The organism is Amycolatopsis sp. NPDC114484 (assembly GCF_055633755.1).
On the sequence record NZ_JBVKDQ010000017.1, the window covers coordinates 89748 to 107754 of the forward strand.

Below are 18007 nucleotides of genomic sequence, written 5' to 3' on the forward strand. Positions count from 1 at the left end.
CGGTTCAGCGGATCTCCCCGGGATACCGGGCCTCCCACTGCGCCGCGCAGCGGGGATCGGCCTGCGGCGGATGTGCGGAGAAATGCCAGAACGCGTCGCCCGCGACGGTTTCCACCAGGTCGCGCGACTCCAAGCGGTCCAGCCACCCGGCGGGCAGCCCGGGCATCCCGTACCGCGCGCCGAGCGCCGCGCCGGCCAGCGCGCCGGTGATCGCGCTGCGGCCGGAGTGGCGGATCGCCGACACCAAAGTCCAGCACGGGTCGAAGAACCGGCGGAAGACCGCGGTCATGCTCCGGCCGACCGCGTCCGCGGCGGTGTGCCCGGAGCCGAGCGCGTCCAGTTCCTCGTGGTCGGCGCGAATCAGCTCGACCCGCGCCCGGGCGGCATGAGCCAGTGCCTCGGCGACGGGGCCGGACACCGACCCCGCGGCCAGCATCTGTTCGACGTGTGCGTGCGGGGGCAAGACCGGGTCGGCGCGCCGGAACAGCCGGGCGAACAGTTCGGCGATCGCCGCGGCCGCGTCGGCGGCGGCCTCGTCGGCACCGGCGCCCGTGGCGAGGAGGCGGCCCGCTTCGGCCGCGGTGCGTTCGTCGGTGTCCGGTCCGCCTCCGCACAGCGCGGCGGCCAGGCCCGGGACGAGGAAGCTGACGTCGTCGGGCGCGGCGGGCACCCGGGAGCGCAATTCCTCCACCCGCGTCAGCCAGCCGTCGTCGGTTTCCGTTTCCTGCCAACGACGTTGGGCGCGAGCGCCGGTCTCGCGCAAGTCAGGCAGCCCTCGCAGCAGACCGTCGGTGTGGAACAGCAGCTGCGCGGTCAGCGGACCGAGCGGGCCGATCGGCGCGGGTTCCGCGTCGATCTCGGAGACAGGCGACTGGTCCGCCGACAGCCCGAGCGATTCCCCGAGCGCGAACCCGGCGAACGCGCCCGCGATGCGGTGCCACTGGAAGCCGACGCCGTCCGCGTCCTGCCGGAAGAACTTGCCCGAGCCCGTGGCGTGCGGGCGAACGCGGCCGAGGGAGTCGTAACCGGCGGTCAGCCCGTTGGCGGCGAGGTTCTCGGGCCATTCCTGTCCCGGCGGCGCGTCGAGGTCCCCGGGACGCACTCTGTTGTGCCGCTCCCAGGCCCGGCCGACGACGAACCGCTCACACTCCACTTCGGACAGTTCGAACCCGGCCGCGCGGGCTTTCGCCACTGCTTCGGACAATCCGGCCAGCGGCTCCGTCAGTCCGAACCGCTCGCCGACCATCCGGGCGGTCTCGGCCACCCGCACCGAGTACTCGGGCGAGACCTCCACGACGCGCGGCGCCGGGCGCAACTGCGGCCAGTCGCCGCGTGCCTGAGCCAATTCCGCGGCGGTGATCCGGTCGGCCGGGAACGATCCCGGGTTGATCCGCAGGCCCGCGCCGGGGAAGTCTTCGAGAATCGAGAGCACGTCGGCGCGAAGCCACCGCGTCGTGCCGACCGGCAGCCTGCGCCGGGAGCTGTACACCCGCAGGATCGTCCGTTCGTCCTCCCACTGCTGCTCCAGCGGGAGCCCGCGGTCGGGATCGAGCGGGACGAGCACCTCGGCGTTCAGCAGCCCGGCCAGGTAGCGGGGACGGTCGTAGCGTCCGGTTCCGGCGCAGCCGAGCAGGTACTCCAGCGGCGTGTCCGCGGGCGGGTACCCGAGCCGTTCCGGTCCCTGCCGGTATTCGGGGTTGATCCGGATTTCGCCGGTCGGCTCGCCGTCGGCGTATTCGCGCCAGGCCAGGACGGCTTCCGCCGGCACGCCGAGGTAGGCGACGCCGCTGCGTTCGAACTCGGGCTCCAGGACTTCGCGCCACTCGGTCCCGCCGCCCGCCGCGACCGGCGAACTCGGCAGCCGCCCCTCCGGGCCGAGGTCGGGCCGCCGGAGCGCGCCGTCCTCGCGCACCACGAGCGCGGGCTGCGGGACCAGGGACGCCAGCCAGTCGCCGGTGTCCAGCGCGCGGGCCGAGTCGTAGGGCACGTACCAGCCCTCCGGCACGCGCAGCACGTGTTCGCGGTCGACGCGCACGGCGTGCTCGCCGGCAGTCAGGTCGACCGGAGTGCCGGTGCGCAGCCACTGGTCGACCATCGCCGCCGCTTCCGAGGCTTCCAACGCCGCTCCTTCGTGTGTCACCGGTAGTCCCTCGCCAATCCCTCGCGGCCGTTCCAGATCCGGCCGGACCACTGCTGCCCACCGATCCGGCCGAGCCGCTGGACTTCCTCGTGCCGGTCCCGGGCCTCGTCGGCCGCGTACTCGCTCATCCCGCTCGCCCGCAGCATCCGCACCAGCCAGGCGGGATCGATCGCCCGGACGCGGGCCAGCAGGCCAGGGTCGAGCGGCCGGTCCAGCCAGGCCGCCACGAACGGCGAGTTGATCCCGATGAGATCGTCGGCGTAGTCCGGGAAGTTCTGCCCGTTGTCGATCGCGACCACGTCTCCGTCCTTGGACAGCGCCTTGCAGTCGGAACTGGCCCCGACGTAGCCGAGGTACGCCATTTCCTGCTGTTGCCCGATCGGGTAGTCCGAGACGTCGAGCGCGGGGGAGAGCCCCTCGATCCGCCGCTGGGCGGAACCGGGGCCGCGCGGGCCGTCGATGTGCGCGGTGACCGGCACGACGCGCGACCCGGCCGCTCGGGCCAGCCGGTACATCGCGTTCTCCCGGAACCCTTGCCCGCCAGGGGGAATCGGCACGGCAAGGGCGCCGGACTCGCCCTCCGCGGGCTTGTAGATGGCTTGCGAACCGTCGGCGTAGGTCAGCCAGTGGGTTTCATTGGCGCTGGCGAGATTGTCGCCGAACTCGACGTGACCGACTACCTCCGCGGCGGCCAGCATTGCTTCGTCCGGGTCCGCAAAGGACTCCGGTTCGGCGGGCGGCGGCGAGGGGAGGCCGCGGCGCAGGGCTTGTTCGAAGAGTTCGCGCTGCCGACGGCGCAGGACTGCCGCGACGGCCTCGTCGTGCGGGGTGCTCGGCTGGGTTTCCTCGACGGCGCGGGCGAAATTGCCGAGTGCGCGCGCGGTCCCGGCGACCTCGTCGATCGCGGTCAGACCGAGCCGGAGTTCGGCCGGGCGTCCGTCGGGCAGGCGGAGGGAAACCCGGATCTCGCGGTGTCCGGTGGCGTCAGGAGCGGTGAACCCGTCCTCGACGCCGGTGATCCGGGCCGGGCCGTCCCGTCGCAGCACCTCCAGCGCCTGGTAGATCCAGGACACCCGGTCGAACCGGACGGAACCCGGTCCGGCGGCGCCGCCGGTTTCCTCGGCCAGCCAACGGACGAGATCGGCCACGGGCGGCCTTGCCGGCACGGGATCGCTGGCGTTCTCGCGGATCGAGTCGAGTGTCTGGGCCTGGGTCGGAGTCGGTTCGAGCGGACGAGGCGGCGGCGCGAGAGCGTCCTCGCGCAGGACCGCCTCCGGGCCGCGGGCTTCGACCTCCGCCACCGCTTCGGCGAGGATGACGTTCTCCGCCGGTTCCGGCGCCGCCTCGACCTGAGTGTTCCTGGTGACCACGACGTCCAGCTTCGCGAACTCGTCGTCCACGTGGATCCCTTGTGCCGCCCGCCATTCCCGCAGCCCGGTCTTGCTGCCGTAGAAGTGCGGCTTGACGTCGGTGTAGAACTCGACCCCGCGCCGGTTCGGCGGCAGCGGGCCGTTCCACGCCTGCACCGCCGGATTGCTGCCGTGCCGGGGCTCTCGGCCCCACACCTCGTTCGACTCCTCGATCAGCTTCGCCGTTTCCGGGGATTGGCTGCGGCTTTCCAGCCGGTGGTACGGGCCGTAGCGCGCCGGTTTCGCCGCGTCCGAAGGCGGTCCGGCGGGATGCGGTGCCTGGCGCATCGGCGGCCGGAGCGGGCGGCGCGGCCCAGGCATCGAGAACTTGACTCCGCGTCCTTCGTCCACTCCGGACAACAGCGGATCCCGGGAGAGGTCCCGGTGCCCCGGTGTCCACATCGGACCAGGCGCGGGGGTCGCTCGCGGTTGTCGGTACGGGCGCCGCAAGTCGACGCCCGGGCTCGGCTCCGGGGCGTCCGGCACATACAGCTTGCCCGCCGCGGGCTGGTACTCCGGCGGCGCGTCCGGCCAGGGCAGGAAGGCGTCGGTGAACGGAAGCAAGGCAAGGCGGGCCGGATACTCGGGCAGGCGCAGCAGCTTGCCTTCCAGCCGGTCGAAGAACGCGATGCCGTAGGGACCGTGGGCGACCCAGCCGAGCTGGTGGTACTCGTTGTCGTAGCGGTCGGTCGTGACGATGTGCAGCAAAGCCCTGGCGCCGAGCGGCCGTTCCGCCATCGCGATGATCACGCTGTCGTAGGAATCGTGGCTGTGGAACCAGAATCCGCCGAACCAGTACGCGAGGTAGCTCTGGTCCACCCGCCCGTCGCGATCCCACGCGGCGCCGTAGGCGTTCGGGTCCGGCCGGTCGTAGCCGGGCTGCGCCTCCCGCACGAAGCGGGCCGCCTGCGACTTCGGCACGGTGCCCGCGTCGATCGCGGGGAGGGAGTGCGTCCGGGTCGCCCGCGCGAGCGGGGATCGCCGCCAGAGCTGGAACACCGGATGCGCCAGGACGTGGACGGGCGGGCTCTGCTGTTCGGCGGGCAGCGGCGGCAGGTTCTTCCCCGCGAACTGCGGCGATTGCCGCAGCACGTCGTAGACCGCGCGCAGCCGTTTGCCGTGATAGCCCTCGGTCCGCTCGGCCGGCCGGACGCGATCGAGCCCGGCCGGCGGCAGCGCGACCGGTTCCGTCGACCGCAGCGCGGCGAGATCGACCGGGAGCACATGGATCTCCAGCGCCCGGACCGGCAGCTTCGTGGCGTATCCGGTCATCGGGTCGGCGAAGATCGGCACCCCGGTGCGCTCGCTGACGATCACCGCGCTCACGTGCCTCGCGATCGTGCCGTCGTCGCTGAGCGACCGGATCGCGACCGCGCCCGCGAACCCCTTGCGGCCGGAGATCGCGGCGATGAGCCGGTCGTACTCGCTGCCGTAGGCTTCCCACGCTCCGCCGAGCCGCTGCCAGAGCGCGGCCAGTGTCTCCGGCTCCGGTCCGGCGGGCACGGCGGTGGTGTCCCAGCCCGCCATCCGGTGGAAGAAGGCACTCGTCGCGGAAACGCAGTTCGACCGGTACCGGTAGCGGTCGAGGCGGGCCGCGCGGTAGTTCGGGTTGACTTCCCGCAGCAGCGGGACTTCTTCGCGCAGCAACGCTTCGAGCACGGCGGCGGGCGCGGTGTCGGCGGTGACCGCGGGCAGCGTGTACTTCCCGTTCTTCTTCCCGGACCAGATCGCCAGTTCCACCGCCTTCCTCGCCTCGGCGAGCTGTCCGGCGGTCCAGGTCCGGGCCCGCTTCGCCGCGTCTTCCGGCACGACGCCGGCGAGGAACCGGAGCCCCAGCACCGTCCGGACGGGGGCCGGCCGATTCGCGAGACTGTCGGCGAGCACCTGCCCGGGGCTTCGGTAATCCGGTTCGGGCAGCTCCGCGGGCGGGGGTTCGAGGCGGGCGAACCGCATCGGGTCGCTGGCCGCCTGGTATTCGTCGAGGAGTTCGTTGAGTTCCCGGATCGCGGCCACGGCGAGCTGGGCGGCCCGCGTGCGTTCGTGCTCGAACGGGAGCAGCAGCCGGCGCAGTTCGCCGGGAAGCCGCTGCGGCTGCGGCAGCAGGTCGCGGACCTGCCGGGCGAGCCTTCCGTCGCCGCTGTTGTCGTGCCAGTGCACCAGGAGCTGCACGTACGCGGCGATTTCCTCGTCCCGGGGGCGGGAGTTCAGCAGCTCCGTCACGCGGTCGACGAGCTGGCGGCTGCGGTCGTGCTCTCGGACCAGTTCTCCCAGCCTCGCGGAGAGGGTTCCGGTGCCTCCGTACTGTCGCACCACGGAAAGCAGCCCGTGGAGCAGTTCCGCGTCGGCGGTTTCGTGCTGCCGCAGGACCTCCGTCACGTGCGCGGCGAAATCTCCCTCTCCGGTGTGCAGGTAATCCCGCAGCGTCGCGTCCAAGTGGTTGGCGAGGAATCCGTGCTCGCTGCCTTCGTACTTGGCCAGCTGCGCCTTCGCCCGGGCGGAAAGGCGGGGCAGTTCGTCGCGCAGCAAGGCCTGGCGGCGCTCCAGCGTCGGGCGGAAACCCCAGTGCCCCAGTTCGTTCTCGACGGCCCGGTCCAGTGCGGCCAGCTTCTCCCGGAGTTCCGCCGACCATTCGCCGGACCGGAGGCTTTCCTCAGTGAAAGTCAGCGGCTCGAATTCGGAAAGCGGCGTCACGGCGGGAAGCACCGGCTGTTCGCCTTGCTCTCGCCCGGCGGTGTCGAACAGGAGCCGGATCACGTGGCCGTTGGCCACCGCGTCGCGATCGCTCTGCTGCTCGACCGGAGTGCCCGCCCGGTCGTCGGTCAGGATCTCGCGGATCCGGTAGTAGGGCTTGCCGACGACCGCGAGCAGCCCGGCGACAGCGGCCGCGACCCCGCCCCACACGGACGTGGCGGGCACCCCGGCGAGCACGCTCACCCCGGCCGTGAACCCGCCCGCCGTGACCGATTTGGCGGTGATGACCGCCGCGTACCGCAGCCGGGAAACCGCGGCCTTGCGGGACACCGGTTTCGGCAGCAGCGGCGGCTTCGAGCGAATCTCCGCGAGCGCCCGCTCCACTGCGGACGAGCGCGCGCCCGGCCGCGCGTTCGCGGTTCCCACCGCGGCGAGCGCTTCGCCCACCAGGTCCCGCAACAGTAGGTCGCGGTCCCGGATTTTCACCGGCAGCTGGGTTTCCCGTTCGGCGCGCATCCGCATCGCGATCCGGGTGAGCTTGTTGTTGACCTCGCCCACCGCGAGGTGGTTGTCCGCCAGCGCGGAGATCCAGCCCGCGACCCCGAGTTTGGCGAGGTCCACCGCGGCCAGGATCTCCAGCGGGGTGAAGTGCTCGAGAAGCGCCTTGAGCGGCTGGAGAGTCGGGTGGGTGACCTTGTACAGGTCCGGCAGGTAGGGGAGGAAGCTCGCGACGGCGTCCATCAGCTTCGAACCGGTGACGTGCTCCGCGAAATCGACCGCGGTGCGCTCGGCAAGCGCTGGGGACAGCTCGGCCAGCGCGGCATCGGGGATCACGCCGTCGGCCAGCAAGCCCTCGATCGCGGCGCGGGCGTGCATCAGCTGCCGGTACAGCTCTTTGGCGTCTTCGAGGTCGTACTCGTGCAGTTCGCGCCGGATCGCGTCGTGTGCCGCCAGCTCGGCGCCCTTGCGCCGCCGTCGGGTGTAGCCCTCGGCGAGCGGCCGGAAGACCGCCGCGCCCACCCCGGTCGCGACGAGCGCGAAAAACGAGCCGGTCGCGATGTCCAGCGGGAACCCGACCGCGGCGGCAGCTCCCAGCGCGACCATCGGCGGGGTGCTGAACCGGACGATCCGGGTGCGCAGCGGCAGGGCGATGTCCGGTGCGGCGCTTTCGAGCTGCGCCGGGGCGGGCACCCCGATGCTCCGCAGCGGAGTGCCGAAGTTCGCTTCGTGCCAGCTGTTGACCAGTTCGTGCTGATCCCGGCCGCGGTCGACGTTCGCGCGGATCTCGTCGTACTTCTTCTTCAGCGCGGCCTGTTTGTCGCTGGCGATGTCGTAGCGCCGGGTCATCGCCGCGCCCAGCACCGCGGACGTCGTGCCGAACACGAAGTAGCCGATGCCGTTTCCCGGGTGCCCGCTCGCGAACCCGGATATCGAAAGCGCGACAGTCATCGCGACGGTGGCGGGCTGCTCGAACACGACCGTGGTCGCGATGGTGAACGCCGTGGTCGGGTAAGCGGTGTCTTTCCGCTCCACGGCGAAGGTGTCCACGACGGCGCGCGCGTGGGCCCCTAGCGCAGCGACGCGGTAGGAGTAGTCCGGCAGCTGCTTTTCCAGTCCCGCGTGTTCGAGCAGGCTGCGCAACTGAGAGATCAGCTGCCGCCGGTGCCGCGGCCGCCAGGCCGGAGCCGTGGTGATCCGGTCGCCCAGCACTTCGAGCCGGGCTTCCAGTGCCCGGTCCGCCGGGCTTTCCGGCAGCCGGTCCGCGTCGGTGTCCGGGCGGAGCGTTCCCGGGTCGCAGGTCGCGGTGCGGAAGTAGCGCGTGCCGAAGGCGAGTGCCGCGCGGACGATTTCCTCGACGTCCCGCGGCCGGAGCCGGGCCGGGAGGTAGGCCGACAGCGTCCGGGTGCCCGGATGCACGGAAACTCCGGTCGATTCGAGCGTGGTGCGCGGCAGCACACGGAACGCCGCGGTGAAGAGATGGCGGCCGTCGTGGAAGACGTCGTAGCGGAGGTCGGGACCGGCGGGCACCAGCAGGACTCCGGTCCGTTCGGCGGCCTTGCCGACCTGCGCGCGGATCGCGGCTTCGACCGCCGCGGCATGGCCGAAGCGGCGCGCCGGGGCGTCCACCGGGAGTCGGTGGCCGATTTCGACGGCGGGGTCTGCGACGGGCCACTGGGTGACGCGGTAGCCCGCGACCGCCTTGGCCGGGCGGTACCGGTCAGCCACGGCCAGCGCGCGGTCGATGCCTTCCGTGCGGGCGCTGTAGGCGGCCAGCGCGGAGAGGCGGACGCTGGCATGCGGATCGTCCGCGGCCATGCCGAGGCAGGAAAGCAGCCGCGCCAGGTGTTCGCGCATCTGTCGCCGGTCGCGCCGACTCGTCCCGTCCCGGTCGAGTTCCGCGCCGAGCGCGGCGACCTGAGCGACGTAGCCGAGGTCGGCCGGCGTCGGCCTCGGGGCGGTGCCGGGGAACCGGTCGTGCCAGAACTGCTGTTCCGGCAGGGAAACCTGCTCGCCGCGCCGGTGCGCCGCGAGCAGCGCCGCACCGGCGGCCATCGCGTGGGCCATCGGGAGGACGGCCAGGTCCGGGGCCAGCCAGTCGGGAAGCCGCAGGACGACCAGCGGCAGCGGCTGCCCGGCCGTGGGCTCCCGGAAGACCTGGAAGGTGATCGGGTTGCGCGGGTCGTATCCGAGGTTCGGGGTCGGGATGACCTGGAAGGCGAACACGGTCCCGGACTGGTCGAGGAACACGATGTCGTCCGACGGACGGGGGAACGGGCCGTTGTCCAGGACGTGCACTCCGGCAGCGACGGCCGCGGCGGACAGCATCCGCCGGGAGATGTCCTCGGCGGTCAGCCGCTGCCGGGCGGCGGGGAGGGTGCTGAGCGGAGTGTGGATCTCGATGGCGGCGGTGAGCAGCGGTGCCGCCACTGCTTCCGCTGCGGGCTGGACAGCGCTGGGCTGGACAACGCTGGGTGGGATGGCATTGGGCTGGACGGTGTTGGGCTGGACAGCGTTCGGGGGCTGGGACGCGGCGGGGGAGCGCTCGGCCTCTTCCACCGCGCGCTGCGCCTGTTCGGCGAGATCGAGGTGCTCTTGGTACCGGGCCGCCGCTTTGCCGGACAGCCATTCGGCGAGTCCAGGCGCGATCGTCGGCCGGGACGGGCCGACGGCGTGCGCGGTCAAGCTGGTGAGAAGGTTCGTCCTCGCGGCGAGGACTTCGAACGGAGAGTCAGGATGGTGGACCGCGACCGCGTCGAAGCCCTCGGCGAGCAGCTGCTGGGACAGTTCGCTCAGCGATTCGGGGTTCCCGGCCGTCATCTCGCCGGTGAGCACGACGAACTGGGGGTGCGCGCCGTTCGCGGCCAGATTCCGCCGCAACCGGGCGAGCACCGTCTCGCGCTCGTCGAGACTCTCCGCCCGTACGACGACCACGTGATAGTCCGGGCCGGCGGAAGTCGCGTCCCGGACGGGGAAGTCAGGGAAGGCCGCCGGGTCGCCGTCCGGTCGTGCTGGTGCGTCGAAGACCCCGGGCTGCCAGAGGTCGCCGAACCCGGTTCGGCGGAGGGCCAGGTCGATCAGCACCGCCGCGGCCGCGACCTCCTCGTCCGGGCTCGCGTGCAACGGTCCGAAATCCGGGGCCAACTGCCAAATGTCCTTAATGGACATTCCGGCGTTCATCGCGGCGAGCAGCCCGGCCGCGGTCCACAGTCCCCGAGCGTCCTCGAAGGCCAGTTTCCAGGGCGGCCGTCCGTCGATCCATTCCCCGAGCCACTGCAGCTTGTCCCGCAGCGCTTGACGCTGATCTTCGGGCAGCCGCGCCAATTCCCGCCCCAGCGCGGCGAAATGCGTATCCCGCGCGGCGGGCGCGCTGTCGGGCCGGAGCAGCAACGACAGGACGTCCACGACGTCCTTCGCGGGCAGCTGCGAGATCTGCCGCAAGCCGGGCTCTCCCTCGGCCCCAGCGGCCTTCCACAGTTCCGAGAAAACCTTGCCCAGCCAAGGTGTCTCCGAATGCGCCGGTGCCGCGAGCGATTCGGCGCGCACTGCGTCGTCGAGGTGCAGCACGGTGGCCCGCGACTCTTCGGCGGGCCGGGCCGGATCGCTGTACAGAACAGCTGCGAAGCCCATTTTCCGCAAGCCATCAGTGAGTTCGGTGAGATTGGCTTCGCCGACGTTGCGCCATCCCCGGCTGAGGACGATGTAGGGCTTCTTCTCGCCGGATCGCTGGTTTTGCAGATAGCGCCGCGCGTTCTCGATCAGCCGTTCGCGGTCGGCGGAGCCGGGACTGCGCAACCGGGCCACGACGACGTTCCGCCGTCCGCCGTCGGCGTGGGAGAAGGAGAACTCGGCCAGCCCGATGGTTTCGCCGTGATCGTGGACCTGCCCGCGCGGCCGGAAATCCGTCGCGCCGCCGAAACCGAGCGCGGCTCGCTCCGCGTCGTCGGAAAGGCTGAGCGAGTGGAGGAAACCCAGCTCCGGGCCGACCAGGTCCAGGTATTCCTGAGCCTGCTTCAACGCGAGTTCGTACGCTCGTTCGGCGAGCTTCGGACTGTCGGCCGCCGCGGACTTCGCGAGCGCGAGCTGCGCCTCGATGCGGTCGAGCAGGTCTTGCCGCTTGGCGAGTTCGGCGTAAGCGAACGACAACGCGGTGAGGACGCCGTAGCGCAGGTAGATGCCCTCGGCGCCGTTGCCGGGGTTTTCCTCCTCCTCGACGACCTGGACGCGCACCTGCGGCCGGCCGGTGAGTTCCGCGAGCCGGTCGCCGACGAGGAGCCGGTCCGCTTCCCGTTCGGCGGCGAGGAACCGGAGCTTGTCCGCGAGGCTCGTGTCCTGGTGCGGCAGCCCGCGGCCCGGTTTGCGCACGCGGTCGTAGAGGACCTTGTCGACGATCCAGCGAAGGACGTCGCCGGGGCGGGCGCCGGTGGCGCGGACCAGCGCCCACAGGTCGGCGAGTTCCTGTTCGGTGAGCAGCTCGCGGACCTCGCGCGGCAGGTCGAAGCGCTCGTCGGCGTCCTCGTCCGGAACCGGTGGCGGTGGCTTCGTCTCGCCGGGACAGTCGTGCCGCAGCGGTACGACATCGGTGCGCTCGCGGACCGGCCGGGTGACTGTTTTCTCGGCGGGGTAAGGGAAAGCGGCGGGGACTGCGGGTGGCATCTCCGGTATGCCGGGCTGCGGGTAGCGCACGTCCGGGACGGGGCCCGGCTGGTCGTCGCGACCGGGGAAGTCCGGCGGTAGCTGCGGAATCGGGGCGGCGGTGACGTCGCCGATGCGGTACGGGTCGGCGGGTGCCGATGGTCCCGGACGCGAGTCTGGGGCCGGTGATCCTGGCCGCTGATCGCCGACCCGGACCGGTGCCGGGTCGCCCACCCGATGCGGGCGCGGATCGCCGACACTCGGGAACGGTTCCGTCCGCACGGGCGTCCGCGTGGGGAAACCGACCGACGGCCGCACCGGATCCGTCACGATCGCGGGCGCCGGGCCGACCACCGGGCCGAGCAGGCTTTCGGCGAAGCTCACCGATTGTCCCAACCGCGCCCGGGGAAGCGTCGGTTCGGTCCGGACCGGTTCCGGCCCAGCCGAAGGCGAATGCGGGCCAGCGCCCGGGTGATCCAGCTGATCGAAGGCGGCGCGGAACTGTGCGCGCAGCCCGGTTCCTTCCGGCGTCGGCGTCTCGGTCAACCAGTCGTGCAGTGCCAGCCGGAAGTCGTGGCGTCCGGCGGCGTCCAGGTTCCCGTTCTCGGCGTCGTGCAGGAGCGTCAAGTGCGCGGACAGCCCGCCGAAACGAGCCCGCGCGCGGTAGTTGCCCCACAGATCGGGCAGCGCCCGCGCCCGGTCCGGGGAGATCGCCGCCTCGCCGTCCGGCAAGTGCGCTCCGACGGACTTCGGCGGATGATCCTCGGCGGGCCGATTCCCGGTAGCCAGTGCTTCGCTCGCCCCGGTGACGACGGGAACCAAGCTCAACGCCGCTCGCGTGCCCGGCTCCCCGTCCGAGACGCCCTCGCCGTGAAGCATAGTGAAGGCGACCGGTCGCGGCTCGGCATTCTCCGCCTTCGCCGTTGCCGCTATTGCCTCGTGGGCTTTGGCCTCCAACCCTTTGGCCTCGGCGAGCAGGTCGCCCGTCCTCGACAGCACTTCGTCGAACGCCGTGCGGGCGCGATGGCCTTCGGCGGAGGACAGATGAGTCCGGGCCACGAGCGCTTGCTTGAGTTCGGACTCGCTGAGTTCCCGGTGCACCATCCGGTCGGCGAGCGCGAGGTGCCGGGACGCCACGCCCTGCTCGGCCAGGTCCGGCAGCGAGTACCCGAGCCCGCGCAGCCGTCCGAGGACGTCGGCGAGTTCGGCCTCGTTGCGCCGGGTCTCGACGTCGAACCACCGATCGCCCGGCCGCGGCCCGTCGGGGTGGCCGCCGAGCGAACCGAGCAGCTGATCGCCGAGCCAGCCGATGCCGCGGTCGCGCGCGTAGGCGGCGCGCTCGGACAGTTCCGCGAGCTTGGCTTCGGGCTCGGACAGCAGAACCCTCTTGGCCCGCCCGGCGAACGTCTCCTTCGGCCGGAAATCCTTGAGCTCCGTGGGAGATTCCGCGGGCGCGGTCTCGTCACGGCCTGGGGTCTCGGATCGCGGCGGCGCGGATTCGGCTCGGGTCGCTGTGGGGGTTTTCGTCGGTTGGGTGTTGGTGTCTGCTGATCGTGTGGTTCGGAGTGGCGTGGGTTCGCTGTGGGTCGCCGTGGCGGATTTCGTCGGCTGGGCACCGGTGTCTGCTGATCGTGTGGTTCGGAGTGGGGTCGGTTCGCTGTGGGTCGCCGTGGCGGTTCGGGTCGGCCGGGCGCCGTTGTCCGGCGATCCGGTCGGTCGGAGCGGCGTGGGCTCGCTGTGGGGTGCCGTAGCGGAGGGCCCCGTCGGCCGGGTGCGGGCGTCCGGCGATCCGGCCAGCGCTGCTTCCTTCCGGCTCGCGGCGGACCCGGACGGTCCCGCCGTCTCATCCGGCCGTTGAACCGACCCAGGCGGCTCGTGCGGCGGATTCTCCGCGTCCGGAGCCTTCCTCGCTTCGGCCTCGACCGCCTTGCCTCCCTCGGCGGAGTCCGGATTCCGCCGCGAGTCCAGGTCGATCACCCTCCCCGACTTGGACTCCGCCGCGTCCGCAGCCGTCTCGGCCGTCTCGGCGGACGAGCGTCCACGGCCCTCTTCGGCGGCACCGGAAGCCTCCGAATCCGCGCGCGGCGCCGCGGACTTCTCCGGCGCAGCCGCGCTGTCCTTGCCGGGAGACGCACCTTTGGACCCACCGCCCGACCCCGCGTCCTTGACCGGCGCCGGGGCGGGCGCGTCACCAGACCTCGCCGGAGGAGCTGCGGTCGAGGGCGAGTGCGGCGTGAGGGTGGCGGTTCGCGCGGGCAGCTGCGCCGGTGCCGAGGACGGCGACCGGACGAGGTTCGTCACCTCCGCGCCGGACGACCCGGCGTCGACTCTCGGGGCCAGCCCCGCACCGGAATGAACGCCGTCTGTACCGGTGGCCCGCTCGGCGAGGGGCACTTCGGCGCGCTGGGCCGAGGCCTGCTGTTCGGCGGAGTTGTGCACGCCGGGGTGCTGGGCCGGGCTGGCCTGTTCGGCGGAGCCGCGCGCTTCCCCGCCGGACGGGGCGGGGGAGCCGTGCTCGGGCGGCGGCATCGGGGTGTTCGGGGGACCGCCGTCGGGCGGCGTCGGCAGGTGGGACTGGATCAGGTCGCGGATGGTCGGGTGCGGATTGCCGGTCACCCGCTCAGAGGTGTTCTTCATGCCGTTGGCCCCGAGCGCGTGCATTCCGCCCCGAGCCGCACCGGCGATGGCGCCCTCGTCCATGGGGCGGTCGAGGACGTAGTTCGTGCCGGCACCGGTGATGGCTCCGGACACGCTCGCGCCGGCGACCGAGCCGAGCTGCTTGGCGGCGTCGTCGGACAGTTTCGGCAGTTTTCCCAGGCTTTTGGCCGCGGTGTCGGTAACGGCCTTCCCCACCGTGCGGTTCGCCGCGTGCCCGAGCGCCCCGCCGATCGCGCCCGCCTTGATCGCGTTCTTGACCTTGTCCGGGTCGACGTCCCCGTACCCGCGCCACGAGCTGAACTCCTGGCCCAGCAGATTGCCGACCCCGCCGCCCGCGGCCCCGCGCCCGGCGTTCAGCGCCAGCTCGCCGCCGAACTTGAGCGCGCCCAGGCCCAGCCGCGACATCCGGCTGGCCGCGGCGATCCTCTCGGTGACCTGGGCGACCTTGGCCGCGATCTGGGCGCCGAGCCTCGCCGCGAAAAAGGCCTCGCCCGCCGGTCCGGCGATCAGCGTGGACAGGGCGAAAAGCGCGACGTTGATCAGGATGTCCGCGACGATCTCGCCCTTGATGTCCGCGAGGTCCTTCGCGTATTTCCGGCAGGCCTCGGCCAGTTCGTGGCAGTGCCCGGCGAGCTGGGCCAGCCCTTCGCCGCCGGACGAACCGTCGAGGAACTGGTGCAAGGCGTTGTACGCGGAGACGCCCGCGAGGTCGGTCCAGGTCTCGTGCAGGCTCTCGGCGTGCGGACCGGCCTGGTCGTGCAGCGTGCTCAGCGCGTCCCGCAGGCGGTCCCAGGCGTCGCCCAGCTCCCGCGCGTCGGATTCGCTGTCCAGCGGCCAGATCGCGTCGAGCCATCCGGCGTGCCGCGAAAGCCAGTCGGATTTGACGCGGATCCACAGCTCTTCGGTCGGTTCCTGGACGTCGCCGGGGGCCATCTTCCCGCCTACTGCCCGGTCTGGGAGGAACGCAGCTCGGCGGCGTTCCGCCCGTCCGCGGTGCGGTATTCGGCGATCTGCCCGAAGGCCTGGCCGGTCAGGCGGGCGAGGCCGAGCGAGGCCAGCTGCGCGTTCCGGTCGAGGCTCTTCGCCCACTCGCGATAGGAATCCATGAACGCCTCGCCGGTCGCCCCGTTGCCGACGTGGTACTCCCGCTGCAGATCCTTCCGGACGCCGTCCAGCGTGTCGTGGTAGGTCTGCTGCAGTTGCGCCAACGCGCGGAACACCTGCTCGGTGGCGTCCGGGTACATCCCGGCGTGCCCGCCGGGATTGGTGCGGTCGACGAGGTGTTCGCCGGGGGCGGGTTTCTCCGGCGGGGCCATCAGCGGCCCTCCCCGGCGAGCTGGCGGTCGAGTTCGTGCAGCATCGGATCGGCGCGCAGGTCAGCGGTTTCCGGGCGGGCGCCGGGAGGCAGGAACCCGGACAGGATCGAGAAGGTCTCCTGCCGGGCGAGTTCCGCGGCCCGGTGCACGACCTCGGTGATGTCGGCGGCCAGCTGGGCCGAATCCGGCGCGCGGTAGATCCGGGAATCCAGGTGCAGTTCCACGAGTTCGCCGGAACCGCCGACGACAGCGGTGATGAGATCGTCGTCGGAAGAGGCCTCGGCGCGTACTTCGGCCATCTGGGACTGCGCGGCCCGGATGTCGGCGGCCAGCTGCCGGTATTCCTCGTACATGTTCGGCGTGTCCATGCCGGTCCTCCTCGCTTCCGGACGTCAGTCTGGGGCCGCGCGCGCGGCTGTGGCGGGCGGTGACCGGTAGCGGCCACGGAGCCGGGAACGGGCGCGAAGTGCCGCAGTATCGCGAGGGTGACCCGACACCGTACGGCTTCTGTCGCCACCGTGGTCACGGTGGCGTCGCTCCAGTTCGTCCTCGGCGGGGGCGCGGCTCGGGCCGCGCCGCCTGCGGGAGCCTGCGCCAACGCGCAACCGGCGCACCCCGAGATCTCCGCGCAACCCTGGGCCCAGCAGACGCTCGCCCCCGAGCCGGCGTGGCGGTACACGCGCGGCGGCGGGGTAGTGGTGGCAGTGGTGGATTCCGGAGTGGACGCCGACCACCCGCAGCTGCGCCGTCCCGGAAAGGTGTTGCCAGGTCGGGATTTCGTGGCGAACCAGGACCTTCCCGGCTCCTTCGACTGCGATTCGCACGGCACCGCGGTGGCGAGCATCGTCGCGGCGGACGCGCTGCCCGGCGTCGGGTTCCGCGGCGTCGCCCCGGACGCGACGGTGCTGCCGGTCCGGGTCAGCGACCAGGATCTCACCGATCAGGGCCAGATCCAGCGGATCAACCCGCAGACGGTCGCGAACGGCATCGTCTACGCGGTCGGCCAGGGCGCTCGCGTGCTGAACCTGTCCATGTCCGGGACCGCCGACTTCCCGGCGATCCGCGAAGCAGTCGCCTACGCGGTGGCCAGCGACGTCGTGGTGGTCGCCGCGGCGGGCAACGCGCAGCACGACGCGTCGACGGAACTCCCGTCGTATCCCGCGGCGTATCCCGGGGTTCTCGGCGTGGGCGCGGTGGACATCGACGGGGCGCGGGCGTCCAGTTCGCAGATCGGACCGTACGTCGGGCTCGTCGCGCCGGGTTCGAAGGTGCTCGCCGCGACCAGAGCGGACGGTCACGCTTACGACGACGGCACCAGCTTCGCCACCCCGTTCGTCGCCGGCACCGCGGCTTTGGTCCGCGCGGCCTGGCCGAACCTGTCCGCGCCGGACGTGGTCCGGCGGCTGAAAGCGACCGCGAGCCCGGCGAGGGGCGGACAATCCAGCGACGCGTACGGCGCCGGTCTGGTCAACCCGTACCGCGCGGTCACCGACGGGATGAACCTCGCGCCGTCGGCGGGAATCCCGGCGTATCACCCGGGCCCGGTGGATCGGGCCGCGGTCGCGCACGCCGAGTGGGTGCGCGGCACGGCCTCGATGGCGAGCTGGCTCGCTTTCGGGGGTGCGGGAGTTTTGGTGTTGGTGGTGCTGATCGTTGTCGTCGTGCGGAGGGGCGGCCGTCGGGGGTGGCGAGCGGGGCGTGCGGCGGTTTTGCCCGCGGAGCCGGTCGCGGAGGAGTTGCCGGATCAGGTTTCGCTGCTCGGTCAGTCCTGATCGGACAGTTCTCTTAAGATAGTCCTCTTAGGGCATTCCTTCCCGGACACAAGAAAGCGCGCCCCGTCCTCGAACGGGGCGCGCTTCGCGGATTTCACCGCGCGCGGATCACGCCTGCCACGTGGCGGCGCAGCTCTGCACGCACTGCTGCGACCGGTCCACCGAATTCGAGGTGGCGCGGCCCATCGCGTGGGCCCGGTCGTTGTACTCGTTGTCCAGCTTGAACTTCTGGCCCATCGCCGCGTCCATCTCGTGCCCGTTGCCGTCGGTCAGGACGCTCGAGAACGCGTCCTTCGCGCGCTGGAAGACGTCGCCGAACGACGTCGAGTCCTGGCCCGCGGTCTTGAAGATCTCCTGCGCCTGGCTCTGGACCTGGTCGAAATACATCAGGATCTGGTCGGTCACTGTGGTCTCCCTTCTCCGGTGCGGGTGGTTCAGACGGCGCCGAAAGCGGAGCCGAACGAACCGGTGTTGATCTGGAAATCGCCGGTCACGCTGAGCGCGCGGCCGTTTTCCGCGTCGTTCTCGAAATACTTGTTCGCCGACGTCGTCAGGGTGTCGGCCAGTCCGTGGCCGCTCGTCGTCAGCCGCTGGTTCTGGGCGAACCGGTCCGGCTCGATGCCCTGGAACATCCGCCCGCCCGCGCCCTTCCAGACGCCCTCCAGCCCGGTGTTGCCGGTGTTGAGGCTGGTGTTGCGGTTCGCGACCTCCTCGTAGAGGCCACGCCAGTTGTCCGCGATCCCGCGCATCTGCGTGGGATCGCCGTTCATGAAATTGAACCCGGTCACAAGACCCTCCATTCGCGGTCACGGGAACGCGCCCCGGATTTCCCGGCCGCCTCCCCACGTTTCCGACGCTAGTTCTTCCGGCGGGCGATACCGGCTTCGC

Annotated in this window: 7 protein-coding genes; 1 reads left to right on the plus strand and 6 read right to left on the minus strand. The window is 71.8% G+C overall.

Going from position 1 to position 18007, the window contains the following annotated elements:
- Positions 1-4: 4 nt before the first annotated feature.
- Genes ACZ7SW_RS33595 through ACZ7SW_RS33610 form a run of 4 tightly spaced genes read right to left on the minus strand, consistent with a single transcriptional unit; the run spans position 5 to position 15715 of the window.
- Positions 5-2140, minus strand: coding sequence for a YrhB domain-containing protein (locus tag ACZ7SW_RS33595; protein WP_470234388.1), 2136 nt, complete (start codon positions 2138-2140; stop codon positions 5-7).
- Positions 2137-14964 (minus strand): WXG100-like domain-containing protein, encoded by a 12828-nt coding sequence (locus ACZ7SW_RS33600; protein WP_470234389.1) that lies wholly within the window; start codon positions 14962-14964, stop codon positions 2137-2139. Before ACZ7SW_RS33600 ends, ACZ7SW_RS33595 begins: the two co-directional genes overlap by 4 nt.
- An 8-nt stretch (positions 14965-14972) precedes the next feature.
- Complete coding sequence (locus ACZ7SW_RS33605) at positions 14973-15347, minus strand: hypothetical protein (protein WP_470234390.1); 375 nt, start codon at positions 15345-15347, stop codon at positions 14973-14975.
- Complete coding sequence (locus tag ACZ7SW_RS33610; protein ID WP_470234391.1) at positions 15347-15715, minus strand: YbaB/EbfC family nucleoid-associated protein; 369 nt, start codon at positions 15713-15715, stop codon at positions 15347-15349. The genes ACZ7SW_RS33605 and ACZ7SW_RS33610 overlap by 1 nt, the downstream gene beginning before the upstream one ends.
- Positions 15716-15832: 117 nt before the next feature.
- Between ACZ7SW_RS33610 and mycP the strand changes: the two genes are divergently transcribed.
- On the plus strand, positions 15833-17119 hold the full coding sequence (gene mycP, locus ACZ7SW_RS33615) for a type VII secretion-associated serine protease mycosin (protein ID WP_470234392.1): 1287 nt from the start codon (positions 15833-15835) through the stop codon (positions 17117-17119).
- Positions 17120-17227: 108 nt separating this feature from the next.
- Here the strand turns inward: mycP and ACZ7SW_RS33620 are convergent, their stop codons facing one another.
- Positions 17228-17524, minus strand: coding sequence for a hypothetical protein (locus ACZ7SW_RS33620; protein ID WP_470234393.1), 297 nt, complete (start codon positions 17522-17524; stop codon positions 17228-17230).
- Between the two features lie 29 nt (positions 17525-17553).
- Complete coding sequence (locus ACZ7SW_RS33625) at positions 17554-17907, minus strand: type VII secretion target (RefSeq protein WP_354735004.1); 354 nt, start codon at positions 17905-17907, stop codon at positions 17554-17556.
- Between the last annotated feature and the right edge of the window lie 100 nt (positions 17908-18007).

What these genes read in the sequence shown, in the direction of transcription:
- ACZ7SW_RS33600 (WP_470234389.1), bottom strand. Translation starts at nt 14,964, where the DNA reads ATGGCCCCCGGCGACGTCCAGGAACCGACCGAAGAGCTGTGGATCCGC.
- ACZ7SW_RS33610 (WP_470234391.1), bottom strand. Translation starts at nt 15,715, where the DNA reads ATGGACACGCCGAACATGTACGAGGAATACCGGCAGCTGGCCGCCGAC.
- ACZ7SW_RS33605 (WP_470234390.1), bottom strand. Translation starts at nt 15,347, where the DNA reads ATGGCCCCGCCGGAGAAACCCGCCCCCGGCGAACACCTCGTCGACCGC.